A 12,487-nucleotide genomic window follows, 5' to 3' on the forward strand; every position below is an offset into this window, starting at 1 on the left:
CGCTCAGCCCGGAGAGATTTCCGAGGACGCGTCCGTTTCCGGCCTCGGGGTGTGCGAGATGCCGTTGATCAACATGTGGAAGCCCCAGGACAGACGGGCCGGCGGCGGACCGGAGAGCAGGTCGCCGGCGAGCGCGGCGATGTGCGGGTGCGTCCGGCCGGAGACACCCCGCAGGGCCCGGGTGAAGGCGTCCCATTCCTGCCGGGTGTCGGCGGCCCGGTCTCCGGCGGCGTGCTCGGCCGCGGTCGCGGTGGCGTACTGCAGCAGCAGGTCCACCCCCCAGGCCGCCTGCCCGGCCGGAACGCCGCCCTCGTCCAGCAGCGCCAGCAACGCCTCGATCAGCGCCAGGTAGTGCGTCCCGCTGGGACGGGCCACCAGCGCCGACTGCGCCAGGCCGGGGTACTCAAGCAGCACGGTCACGCAGGAGGTGAGCACGGCCTCCAGGCGCTCGCGCCAGTCGCCCTCCGCCCGCACCGGCCCCAGATCGACCGCACCGAGAAGCTCGTCCAGGATCGCGGCGTGCAACTCGGCGGTGTTGCGGACGTAGACGTACAGCGAGGCCGGCCCGGTGTCCAGTTCCTCCGCCAGACGGCGCATGGTGACCCGCCGGAGACCCTCGTCCCGCATGATCTCGACCGCGGCGGCGATGATGCCCGCCCGTGTCAGGGCCGGCTTGGCGGGGCGCTCCCGGCGACTGCGCGGCGTGTCGGAGCGGGGCGTGTCGGAGTGACCTGTCATGCCGTCCACGGTAACGAACATGTTCGTCGCGAACAAGTTCTTAACGAACATGTTCGTTATCGTGGCGCCGGAGCCCCCGCCGGAGCACCCGTTACCGCGATGCCGGAACCCCGCGGGCCCCCGGGGACCGCTCTCCCGAGGGTCGGATCAGCAGCGGGGCCTTGCCGACGACGTCGCGGGACTCGATCGCGGCGTGTACGGCGGGGCCGATCTGCGACAGCGCGGCCGCCTCGCCCAGGCTCAGGCCGTCCGGCACCGAAACCGAAACCGGGACCGGGACCGGGACCGGGACCGGGACCGGGAGCAGCCTCTCCGAGGTCAACGGGAAAGCGCGTCACGTCGCACGCGGGCGACCGTCCGGGACACGCGGGCGGCCTCCGGGAGGGGAGACACGCGACCGCCCGGTCCCGGAAGGGAGAGCCGGCCCGGAAAGGGAAACCCGGCGGGAACGCCGGAGCTCCGCGGACGGATCGGCGGATGAAATACCGCACCCAACCGGCCCCGCGAGCACCGCCGTGACCGTAGGGTTCCTCACAGACATGATGTTGACCGTTGATAACGGCGACTTCCGGCTATATCCCCTTTTCATCACCTCTCGACCGACGACGAACGCCTCCACCCGCCGCCGGGGAGGCAGGAGGGCCGTGATCGTGCGCCGTTCCGTCACCGACCTGCCGAAATACCGAAGCCGCCTGAGAGGCTGCCTGCTCGGAGGCGGCCTCGGCGACGCGCTGGGAGCGCCCGTCGAGTTCGATTCGATGCAGGCGATCCGCAGGCAGTACGGCTTCACGGGGGTGACCGGCCTCGTCCCCGACCTACGCGGCAGGACCGGTCTGGTCACCGACGACACGCAGATGACGCTGTTCACCGTGGAGGGGCTGATCAGGGCCGCCACCGCCGAGGGCGGGTTCCCGAAGAACGGGGCGAACGCCGTACGGCACGCCTATCTGCGCTGGCTGGACACCCAGCAGCACTCCTGCCCGCCTCCCCCGGACGACGTGTTCCGCAACGGCCGGCTGCGCGAGCAGGGGTGGCTCTACTCCCGGCGGGCCCCGGGCAACGCCTGCCTGTCGGGACTGCGCCAGGGGCAGGCGTTCGCCGCCGCGCCGTTCGGCGAGCCGGGACCGGTCAACTCCGGCTCCAAGGGCTGCGGAACGGTCATGCGGTCGGCTCCCTTCGGGTTCCACGCGCCGGACGCCCGGCAGGCGTTCGACCTGGCGGCCGAGTGCGCCCAGATCACCCACGGCCACCCCACCGGATACCTCGCCGCGGGCGCCTTCGCCGCTCTCGTCCACGTCGTGATGGAAGGGGGGTCGCTGACGCGGGCCGTACGGGAGGCCATGGACCTGCTGGCCACCTACCCCTCCCACGAGGAGACGACCGAGGCCCTGCGCGCCGCCGTCTCCCTGGCGGAGCGGGGCGACCCGACCCCCGAGAAGGTGGAGTCACTCGGCGGGGCGTGGATCGCGGAGGAGGCGCTGGCGATCTCCGTCTACTGCGCGCTGTCCCACCCGGAACCCGGTGACCTGGGCCGGGCGCTGCTGCTCGCGGTCAACCATTCCGGCGACAGCGACTCCACCGGCGCCGTCTGCGGCAACCTCCTGGGAGCCCTGCACGGCGAGGCCGCCCTCCCCACCGGCTGGCTCGCCCACCTCGAAGGCCGCGCGGCCATCACCGAACTCGCCGACGACTTCGCGGCCCACACGGCCGAGAACCACACGATCACCGAGGCGTGGCTCGCGAGGTATCCCCGGGGCTGACCTGGCGACCGGGCTGACCGGCTCCCGGCGACAGGAAGACGGACGAGCAGGCACCTTAAGGGCGATCTCCGCTCCCGTTCACCGTTCCGCTGAACCGGTGAACTCTCCCACCTTCTCCTTCATCCCCCTTCTTCCTTTGACAGATGCGCCGTATGCCGAAATGATCACGCCTCGCGGCAGCGTGAAACGGTCCATCTGGATCGTCGAAGGCGCCCAGCGACATCGAGGAGGGGACGTCGAGTGTCCGTGACGGAGCAGGAACTTGTCACCGAGCTTCGCGAGCTCGCCGATCATCCCCGCCTGACGGCCCGCCGAGACCAGTTATGCGACCTCGCGGACGCGATCATCGACCCCGGCAAGGCCGGGCGCTGGTGTGAGATCGACCTGTTCGCCGCCTTCGCCCCCGACGACACCATCATCACGGACGCCGAAGCGGCGAAGATCGCCTCCTCCAAGGGCAAGCCGAGACGGCGCCGAAGGCTCGGCGCCGCGGTCGGCCCCGCCCTCGTCTTCGTGCCGATCTTCATCACCTGGCTGGGGCTGATGATGGCCACGGGCGCCTACGGCGACGTCCTCGACGCCGACGGGCTCGACGCGGCCCGCCGCCCCTTCCTGGAGATGTGGCAGCAGGGCTTCGACGGCAGGCTGCCCGAGTTCTTCAAGTTCGACAACATCGCGCTGTGCACCCTCGCGGCCATCTTCTGCCTCATCGTGTGGACCGTGATCGAGAACGTCACGAAGAACAGCAGGGAGGACGCCGCGGAGCGGGATCTGGCGTACCTGCGGATACGGCTTCGCGGAGCACTGACCCAGGCGAGCCTCGTCCTCGGGGAGGTCCGGCTCTCCTCCCCGGCCCGGTTCGCGGCCGAGCTCGGCAAGACCGCCACCGACATCGGCCTCGTCGGCACCACGGCCCGCAAGGTCCACACGGAGCTGGTCGAGGCGCTCACCCTGACCCTGGAGGTCACCCGCAAGACCACGGACGCGCTGACCACCAGCGCGGTCGACGTGCGCGACGGCGTCGAGCTCCTCGGCAAGCACCTGGCGACCATCAACAGCACGTGCGACGACCTCACCACGGTGGTGGCCCGCGCCTCGGCGATGATCGACAGCGCGAGCTCCAGGACCGACCAGGCCGTGACCAAGGCCGGCAACCAGCTGTCGACGACGATCTCGCAGACCACCCTCGACATGCGCCGCGCGTTCAACGACGAACTCGTGCGGTCCATGAGGTCCGTCCAGGGCACCGTCTCCGGGCTGGACACCCGGATCGACAAGCTGGTCGACGCGACGGTGAGCATCGGCTACGCGGTCGACCGGGCGGCCGTCTCGATGGACTCGGTCGGCACGTCGACGGAGAAGGCCGTCGACCTCCTCGGCGAACGGGTCACCGACACCCTCGTCGGCGCGGCCGAGGAGCTCCGCCGCACCTTCGGCACCACCAGCACGGAGATCCGGGAGGCCCTCGGAGACTGGTCGACCGCCGCCGGCGCCCACGCCTCCCGCCTCGAACGCGCCGCCGACGCCTCGGGCGGGGCGGTCGCCCTCCTGGAGCAGACGCGGAACACCCTCGACCGGCTCCCCACCGCGCTCGGGAGCGTCCTGGCCGAACTGCCGATGAGGACGCGGGACCTCGCGGACGACGACGTCACCGACCTGAAGCACGCGATCAACCGGCTCCAGTCCGCGCTCGACACCCTCGGCTCCTCCGGCGGCGGCCAGAACGGTCCGGACACCCGCCGGAGGACCTCGAAGTGAGCACCCGCCGAAGGACCTCCACCTCCACCCTGCTGGCCGGCTGGCTCTTCGCCGACCTGCTGCTGGGGGTCACGATCATCATGCTGGGAGCGCAGGCGCCGGCCCCCTCGCACGCCGACGCTCTGGCGGAGGCCGCGCGGACCCTTCCGGAGACCGTACGGCCCCTGCCGGACGCCACCCGTTCTCCGGGGGAGGGCGAGGAGAGCCCCGAGGACAGGAACGGCCAGGAGGCCGGAGACAGCCGGGAGACCGGCGGGCCGTCCCGGGAGACCGAGAAGCCTCAACAGTCCGGAGAGAGTCAACAGGGTGGGCCTCGAAAGGCCGAGGAGACTCAAGAGGCCGGGAAACCTCGAGAAGCCGGGGAGCCTCGTGAGGGCGGGGAGTCTCGTGAGGCCGGGGAGCCTAGCCCCGCGGAGAGTCCCGGGCCCGTGGAGGATTCCGGGCGCAAGAGCACCGAGACCGATCCCACACCCGCCGAGCCGAGCCCTTCGACCTCCGCCCCCTCCCCTGTTTCCTCCACTTCCTCCACTTCCTCCACTTCCTCAGCGGAGCCTTCGCCGACCCCGTCCCCCTGCGACGACCGCCTAGGAGACGTCCAGGCGAAGCCGATCACGATCGCGTTCCAGGTCCCCCCGGCGGTGGGGGACGGGACGCTGGCCGTACAGGTCCGGCAGGAGCTGCTCAAGCACCGGGACCGCCTGGCCGGACAGCACGCCGGGATGGTGCTGACCTTCGGTGCCGACGGCGGCGCCGGGGAGGGCGTCCGCCTGGCCACCCGGGTCAACACGGCCATCCGCGAGGCCTACCCCCGCATCTTCGGCACGGCCGTGACCAGGAACTTCCACGACCTCTCCGCCCCGCCCGGCTCGATCTCCATGGAGATCTACCTCATGACCTACGGCTGCTCCCGCGCACCGGAGCAGGCGCGACCGAACGCCCGGTGACCCCTCACGACGATCGCTACTCCGGCCCGGCGCGGAAGTCCGCGCGAGCGATGCCCCTCTGCCCGCGCCTTCGCCCGGACGACCGCCCAGGCCACAGGCACTCATGCCACAGAACGGCCTTCCCAGCAGGGCCGGCGCCTTTCCGTAGAACCGGGGTCTTCCGGTAGAGCCGGGCCACGCCGTGTGATCGGCGTGGCCCGGCCCCGGTTCGGGGAATCCCGCCGGACGGCCCGATCCGGAAATCATCGCCTCACGTCATGCGATGTTCCGATCATGCGCTCCGACGGCGATGCCGCGAGTGCCGTTACGAGCCTGATCCGCCCGTCGGCGCGGAGGCACCGACCGTCAGGGGCTGCCATGCGGACCAGACGCCCTTGACACCACCGGTGACGACGCGTGCGCGCCAGTGCACCTGCCAGCCGTTCTTCAACTTGCCGGCCGGAACCTTCACCGTCCTGCCGATACCGCCGGCCTTCCCGGTCGCCTTACCCGAGAAGATCAGCTGCCCGGTCCGAGATGACTTGGCCGGGGTGTGAACGACCTCGAACTCAACCGCTGACTGCCGGGCTCCGGGACCGGACACCCACGCGGTGAGGCTCGGCGTGAGACCGGACGTCGCGCCGCCGTTCACCACCGTGGATCCGGGCACCGCCAGTTTCACGATGCCCACCCCGGGAGCGGTCAGGGAACGGCCCGTGTCCGACCGCTTCGAGACCTGTGCCCCGGCCGACGGGGCGGCCCCGATGGGGGTGTTCATGTCGGCCTGGATCTGCGCGCCGGTCTGGGCGATGTTGTAGACGCGGACCTCGTCAAGAACGCCGCTGAAGAACTCACCCCAGAAACCGTTGCCACCGATGTGCAGCGGGCCGCCGTCGTCGTAGAGGCCGCCGCTGACAGATGCCTCTTCGACTTCGTCACCGTTGACGTACAACCGCGCGACGCTGCCGTTGTAGGTGACCGCCACGTGACTCCAGGCCCCGGTGGGCAGCGGGGTGAAGCCCTCGACCGACCCCACGCTCTCCGCCCCGGTCTGCAGCCAGCCCAGGGGGGCACTGCCGTTGGAGGCGTACAGACCGTAGGCGCCGCCTCCGCCTTGGAGGTCCTTCATCAGCACGGTGCGCCAGCCCGCCACGGTCGTCGGCTTGACCCAGGCCGACAGCGTCGCAGCGGACGACAAACGCAGCGACGACGAGTGATTGACCGTGACCCAGCTGCTCGTGCCGTTGAACGACAGCGCCTTACCGTACTTACCGGTGACCCAACTGGTGTCACGAGCCGCGCCGGTGTTGCCGTGCCCGGAGGCGTCGCCCACCGTCGTACTCGTTCCCTCCTCCAGGCCATAGGCCGCGACCAACCCGGGCACCGAAGTTGGAGTGGGCGTCGGAGTCGGAGTCGGAGTCGGGGTCGGGGTCGGGGTCGGGGTGGGCGTGGGCGATTCAGTCGGAGTCGGGGTGGGGGTGGGGGACTCGGTCGGAGTGGGAGTGGGAGTCGGCGACTCGGTCGGGGTCGGAGTGGGGGTGGGCGATTCAGTCGGAGTGGGAGTGGGAGTCGGCGACCCGGTCGGAGTCGGGGTCGGAGTGACCGTCGGGGTGACCGTCGGAGTGGGGCTGGGAGTGGGAGTCGGGGCGACGACGGGGGCGTTCATGTCAGCCTGGATCTGCGCGCCGGTCTGGGCGATGTTGTAGACGCGGACCTCGTCAAGAACGCCGCTGAAGAACTCACCCCAGAAACCGTTGCCACCGATGTGCAGCGGGCCGCCGTCATCGTAGAGGCCGCCGCTGACAGATGCCTCGTCAATTTCATCACCGTTGACGTACAACCGCGCGACGCTGCCGTTGTAGGTGACCGCCACGTGACTCCAGGCCCCGGTGGGCAGCGGGGTGAAGCCCTCGACCGACCCCACGCTCTCCGCCCCGGTCTGCAGCCAGCCCAGAGGAGCACTGCCGTTGGAGGCGTACAGACCGTAGGAAGCGCCTCCACCTTGGAGGTCCTTCATCACCGCCGTGCGCCAGCCCGCCACGGTCGTCGGCTTGACCCAGGCCGACAACGTCGCAGCGGACGACAAACGCAGCGACGACGAGTGATTGACCGCGACCCAGCTGCTCGTGCCGTTGAACGACAGCGCCTTACCGTACTTACCGGTGACCCAACTGGTACTTCGAGCCGTACCGGTGTTGTTGTTCCCGGAGGCGTCGCCCACCGTCGTGCCCGTTCCCTCCTCCAGGCCGTAGGCCGCGACCAACCCGGGCACGGAAGCCGAGGACACCGAGACCGGGGCCGTTTGGTCGGTGGAAGCGGAAGCGAGCGAGGAGACAGAGGCGGCGCCGGCGGGTGCCGCCAGCAGCGCCGCGGACAGCCCGAGAACCGCCACCAGAGACGTACGGCCGTAGCCGCGGCCCGGCACACCGGCCCTTGAATTTTTGATTTTCACTCCAACCTTCCTTGTAGATCGCCACAGGACGGGGTGATCCTCACACATATCCCGCACAGGAGTAAAGGAAATATGAATGACATCCGCTTCACGTGATGACACTTTCACTTTCCGCAGTTCACAGACGAGCCATAAAGCGGATGGGGAGCGACCCGAAAAACACGGACAGCAGAGAAAGCGGGCCGGGTCAATCGATTTTCACGCGTTCCAGAAACCTGACGGCCCGTGATATCCAGTGACGCTGCGCGTACACGGGAGGACAGAATCGACATCTGACACTTCGGCGAAATCGGGGATAAGACTTCACGATTCCTGGAAACTTCGAGCCACGTATGCCCGCGGCCGCCGCACTCCACGCCTCCCTCTCCACCCGAATCCCCTCCCCCGTTTCTCCATTCGGTGACCGCCGACCGGTGGTCCAGCATGCCGACCGTCGGCGAACGCGCACATACGCTTGCACTCCCTCCAGCGGACATCTCGAATCGCCCGCTGGACGGCGTCGAAAACAGTGATCACCTGACGGCTCCAACCAGACGGGGGGGCAGGTGGCGGTCTCCAACGGCGCCGAACCCTCTTCCCCCGCGGAACACTCCGATGGAAAAACGCGGTTATGGATTCGCGGCATCACACAGCTTTGACCATGATGAAATCAGAAATCACATGACATATAGGTACAAATATGATGGATATAGACGAAATCCTGGATCACGGGCCGATCGGACGGTGGCGTACGGCGAGCGGTACGGCCATCGTGCTGGTCGGCGACGAGATGGTGTTCGCCCGGGACGGCACGGGCCGACTTTTCACCCATTCGGTCGCATTCGGTACGGAGACGCTGGAGTTCCGGTGGCGCATGCTCAGCCGGACGCGACTGTGGATCCGGCCGACCGACGCCGACGAAGACGAGGACGGCACGGTGGTGTCCGTGGAAACGCGCTCCCATGAAACCGACACCGGACGGCACACGGTGCTCGCCGAGACAGGGCAGTCCGGCTTCTGGCTCCTTCTCGACCCGCTGGAACGGATCGGCGACGACTAGTCGCCGCACCTCAGAGAAACCAGCCAGATCTCCTTTGTTCACCGCTTAATACCCTCATTACAAGGTTAGAGTGAAATAACCGAAAACAGCTCGAAGGGAATGATGGAGCCGATGGCATCGGGAACGGGGCCTCTGTCGCCGGACTTCACCGGGATCGACCCCGACCTGATGCGGGGCTTCATCACCGGGCTGGAGCGCGGTCGCGACGTGATCGGCGAGCAGTCCGAGCGGATCCGGCAGTTGCTCACGACGGCCGAGGTGTCAGCGGCGGGACTGCGGCCGATCAAGGAGATCGAAGACTGGATCGACGGCCGGCTACCCGAACTGCGCAAGCGGCAGGAGACCATCCAGGCGAGCGAGAAACTGACGCCTTGGATGCCCGGTTCGGGGCTGGTGACCTACAACGAGGGAAAAATCCTCTCCCCGGCCGAGGCCCAGCGGCAGGGCGCGGAGCTGGGCAAGCGCTTCCTGGCCATCGACCCGGCGGGAAGGTCTCTGTTCAAGGGCACCTCCCAGGACGACTATCTACGAGTTCTCCGGGAACTGGAGGCTCATAAGAACGACGGCGACTTCACCGCGGCCTTCTTCGCCGTCCTCGGGACCAAACGCACCCTGAACCTTCCCGTACTGCTGCGGGAGAACATCCCCAGCATTCCTTTCAGAGGCTCCCACGAGGAGCCCCGTCTCGGCGACGAGATGCTCCGTACGGTGAGCCAGTCCTTCGGCAGCGCGGTCACCGCAGGATCCCGCGTCCCTGGGTTCTCCGCGACAAAGGAAGCGATGCGGCGTCCCATCTCGGACGCAGAGGAGCGGTTCAAGGCGAGCCTTCTGCTGAGCGTGGGAAGGTTTCCCGCTGGGTGGCTCAAGGACACCGTACTGGCGCAGGGACTCGCGGATCCCAAGAAGATCGACGCGGGTTTCCTGCACGCCCTGGGAAACAACCCGGTAGCCGCGCGACAGGCGATCGCGGCGGTGGTCGGGCCGTATGCGAAGGACCAGTCGAAGCTGAAGACGTTCCTGAAAAACCTCAACGACCACGCTGGCGGTCGCTATCTCAGCACGGACGAGAAGAAGAACGCCTTCGGGCGCATGCTGGCCGCGGCCTCCGGCGCCTACGACGAGGAGGACGGCAAGCACAGCGCAGAATCGGCCGCGTTCGCCTTCACCGTGATGACGACGCTCGACGACCTCCAGCTCGGTCAGGAGGTCCGGATTCACCTGGCCGAGATTGCAGGCGCGTACACCACCGAGATCACCGAGGGCGCGAACATCGGCGACGCGAACATGACCGAGGACAGCGTGCTGAAATCCTCGACCTCGTCATTCGGCACAAAGTCGGCGTTCACGCTGAGCCCCAAGGACACCTACCGCTTCCTGAAGACCTTCGCCGACTCGGCCGAGGACCTCGCCCCGTTCGACAAGGGGATGGGGCGGTTCTCCCAGAAGGTGATCGCCTCCACGTCAGCGACCACCCGCCGGACCGGGGACGTCCGGCACCTGAACCGAGTCTTCCAAGCACTGGGCAACGTGCGCGGCTTCGAACTGGGCGCCGTCGAGAAAGTGCAGGGCAACCTGGACATGCTCGACAAACAACGGGAGGATGTCCTGCTGTTCATCCGCGACACGGGTATCGGGTTGGCGAACACGCTCACGGCAGCGACCCTGGCCGAAGGTTTCATCTGGCTGACACTGAGTACCTCTCTCTCCGCCCAGGGCACTTTCGGCGGAGAAGATGAGACCCGGATGGACCAGGTCAACAAGGAGGACGACGCCGAAACCCTGGGGCGCCAGCACACGTTCGCCCAGGTGCTCATGGCCAACGGATTCACCCCGAAGATGACACCCGCCGAGTTCGACGCTCTCTACTCACCCGCCGTGGCCGTCGCCGACGCACACGGTAACCTCAAACCGTTCTCAGAGTTGATCAAGGAGGGGAACAAGGGGCTCGAGTCCTTCGAGAAGTGGGCAGCCGCCAACGGCATGGGAAGCGACGACGAGCTTTCCTTGGGGCAACTATCCGATGGGATGGCGAACCGCTTCGAGGGCGGTAACAAACGGGGCCGAGAGCGCGCCTTGGCCTATGACAGCTAGCTCACGAGCTCGGGAGACACTGCGTCTCTCCTCGAACCGCGTACTGTCCGTTGGCCGGAGACTCCAAGATAATCATCGTCTTGTATTCGTCACTTTCTAGACGGATAGGTGCATTGCCACGATCTTCAACGATCCGGTATGGAGCAACTGAAGAAAGAGCACCCAGCAGAAGAATATTGAGCCCATCTGGTTCGCTCTGCGGCGCAGCGTCCTTAGCAGTGGCCCCGAAGGTCTGCTTAGCCTTGCCCTCGCCACAAGGTATGTCACGCCCACCAGGGTCGGTGACCCTGACATCCAGGGCGTGGCTTTTCTTCATCAGCTCAGTGATGTGGGCTTTGAGGGTCTTACCCGCCTCCGTCGCCGTGGGGCCACTGTCACCGCATCCGGACACCGCCAGCAACGCCGCCACGCAAACCAGGGCACCGCACCGCACAAAACGGGTCATACATTCCTCCAGGGCTGGCCGATGTGCCGTAGATCCAATAATGTCCAATAGGTCCGTCCGATGTATCGGCATCCGAAGAGAGGGATATGAATCCTCGTCCGGAGGACCTGGTTCCCAATCCGCGCCGTCAGATGTTGGAACAGACATTGGCGGAGGTCAAGGCACGGGTCGCCATCCTGGAGGCCGCGCTCGACCCGGCCCATGGGCAGTTCACCGGTCAACCTGTGTGGGTGGGGCCGAAGGCCCGGACGTTCGCCGAGGACCTCACCGCCCGCCGCGTACGGCTCCGCCAGGCGGCCAGGGCACTCGTCGAAACACTCGAAGAGGAACTCCGTTCTCTCCCGGAGAAAGTCCCGTCGTCCACCAACCGTCATTGACGCACCGAGCCGGAGCTTCGAAAACCTCCACGGCTGTCATCCTCAAGAGAGCAGAGCAGCGCATTCTCGTGATCGCCCGCTCACCCCGTCCCGGACACCCGAGACAGTAGAGGAATGCGGCGACCCAATCCCGTACAGCAAGTGCACGGGATCGGGCTATCTATGAACGACGTTCACCACGCACAGCCGGGCAGAACCGCAACGCGCTCACCGACGAGACAGGCCGCGATGGTGATGAGAACGCTGTTGTCGTCGATCATCGGCCATGTGGCGGGCCCGGTACGCGAATCCGAGGTCCGGCCGGCTGCTTCGGCAAGCGTTCTCTCGTTGTTCCACCACGGAACAGGCCGCGTACGAAGGTCGCGAAGCCGTCACCACACGGCATATGACACCGTGAACGTAAGTCTCATGAACCGTACGCACCACCTTCACCACTGGGAACACCGACGCGAAGAGGAGAGATCATGTCGAAACCGCCGCTTCCCGAGGATGCAGTCGCCTTCTTGAAGAAGCCGAACCCCGCCGTCATCGCGACACTTCAGCCCGACGGCCAGCCGGTGTCCACAGCCACCTGGTACCTCTGGGACGACGGCCGGATCCTGGTCAACATGGACGAGGGCCGCAAGCGGCTGAACCACATCCGCGACGATCCCCGGGTCACCCTCACCGTGCTCGACGGGAGCAACTGGTACACCCACATCAGCATCATCGGCCACGTCGCCAAAGTGCGCGACGACAAAGATCTGACCGACATCGACAGGCTGTCCCAGCAGTACCTCGGAAAGAAGTATCCGCAGCGGGACCGCAGCCGGGTCAGCGCCTTGATCGAGATCGACCGCTGGCACGGCTGGGGCACCTTCAAGGACAACACCCAACCCGGCTGACACCCACGCCCGCCCGGAGA

At 67.3% G+C, this 12,487-nt stretch carries 11 protein-coding genes; 7 read left to right on the forward strand and 4 right to left on the reverse strand.

Features of this window, described 5'->3' with window-relative positions:
- Positions 1-3: 3 nt before the first annotated feature.
- Both AB0N02_RS28555 and AB0N02_RS28560 read right to left on the reverse strand, forming a co-directional pair.
- Positions 4-789, reverse strand: coding sequence for a TetR/AcrR family transcriptional regulator (locus tag AB0N02_RS28555; RefSeq protein WP_363952683.1), 786 nt, complete (start codon positions 787-789; stop codon positions 4-6).
- 40 nt (positions 790-829) lie between these two features.
- Positions 830-994 carry a hypothetical protein gene (locus AB0N02_RS28560; RefSeq protein WP_363952685.1) on the reverse strand — a complete coding sequence of 55 codons (165 nt, stop codon included), beginning with the start codon at positions 992-994 and terminating at the stop codon, positions 830-832.
- A gap of 388 nt (positions 995-1,382) precedes the next feature.
- Here AB0N02_RS28560 and AB0N02_RS28565 point away from each other — a divergent pair, with 388 nt between their 5' ends.
- The 3 genes from AB0N02_RS28565 to AB0N02_RS28575 all read left to right on the forward strand — a co-directional run bounded on the left by AB0N02_RS28565 (position 1,383) and on the right by AB0N02_RS28575 (position 5,200).
- Positions 1,383-2,498 carry an ADP-ribosylglycohydrolase family protein gene (locus AB0N02_RS28565; RefSeq protein WP_363952687.1) on the forward strand — a complete coding sequence of 372 codons (1,116 nt, stop codon included), beginning with the start codon at positions 1,383-1,385 and terminating at the stop codon, positions 2,496-2,498.
- 240 nt (positions 2,499-2,738) lie between these two features.
- On the forward strand, positions 2,739-4,256 hold the full coding sequence (locus AB0N02_RS28570; RefSeq protein WP_363952689.1) for a hypothetical protein: 1,518 nt from the start codon (positions 2,739-2,741) through the stop codon (positions 4,254-4,256).
- Entirely contained in the window at positions 4,253-5,200 is a 948-nt protein-coding gene (locus AB0N02_RS28575) for a hypothetical protein (protein WP_363952691.1), read from the forward strand. Before AB0N02_RS28570 ends, AB0N02_RS28575 begins: the two co-directional genes overlap by 4 nt.
- 304 nt (positions 5,201-5,504) lie before the next feature.
- On the opposite strand, the gene AB0N02_RS28580 is transcribed toward AB0N02_RS28575, so the two are convergent.
- Positions 5,505-7,631 carry a LamG domain-containing protein gene (locus AB0N02_RS28580; protein WP_363952693.1) on the reverse strand — a complete coding sequence of 709 codons (2,127 nt, stop codon included), beginning with the start codon at positions 7,629-7,631 and terminating at the stop codon, positions 5,505-5,507.
- Between the two features lie 682 nt (positions 7,632-8,313).
- Here AB0N02_RS28580 and AB0N02_RS28585 point away from each other — a divergent pair.
- Both AB0N02_RS28585 and AB0N02_RS28590 read left to right on the forward strand, forming a co-directional pair.
- The gene (locus AB0N02_RS28585) at positions 8,314-8,670 is read left to right on the forward strand and encodes a hypothetical protein (protein ID WP_363952695.1); all 357 of its coding nucleotides are present in this window, start codon (positions 8,314-8,316) and stop codon (positions 8,668-8,670) included.
- A gap of 111 nt (positions 8,671-8,781) precedes the next feature.
- On the forward strand, positions 8,782-10,761 hold the full coding sequence (locus AB0N02_RS28590) for a DUF6571 family protein (protein ID WP_363952697.1): 1,980 nt from the start codon (positions 8,782-8,784) through the stop codon (positions 10,759-10,761).
- A gap of 1 nt (position 10,762) precedes the next feature.
- On the opposite strand, the gene AB0N02_RS28595 is transcribed toward AB0N02_RS28590, so the two are convergent.
- Positions 10,763-11,170: a hypothetical protein gene (locus tag AB0N02_RS28595; RefSeq protein WP_363952699.1), complete on the reverse strand. Its 408-nt coding sequence runs from the start codon at positions 11,168-11,170 to the stop codon at positions 10,763-10,765.
- Between the two features lie 122 nt (positions 11,171-11,292).
- Here AB0N02_RS28595 and AB0N02_RS28600 point away from each other — a divergent pair, with 122 nt between their 5' ends.
- Together AB0N02_RS28600 and AB0N02_RS28605 are read left to right on the forward strand one after the other, a co-directional pair.
- Positions 11,293-11,583 carry a hypothetical protein gene (locus AB0N02_RS28600; RefSeq protein WP_363952701.1) on the forward strand — a complete coding sequence of 97 codons (291 nt, stop codon included), beginning with the start codon at positions 11,293-11,295 and terminating at the stop codon, positions 11,581-11,583.
- A gap of 464 nt (positions 11,584-12,047) precedes the next feature.
- Complete coding sequence (locus tag AB0N02_RS28605) at positions 12,048-12,467, forward strand: PPOX class F420-dependent oxidoreductase (RefSeq protein WP_363952703.1); 420 nt, start codon at positions 12,048-12,050, stop codon at positions 12,465-12,467.
- Positions 12,468-12,487: the final 20 nt, after the last annotated feature.

Origin of the sequence: Streptosporangium sp. NPDC051022 (genome assembly GCF_040683035.1) — a bacterium.
GTDB lineage: Bacteria > Actinomycetota > Actinomycetes > Streptosporangiales > Streptosporangiaceae > Streptosporangium.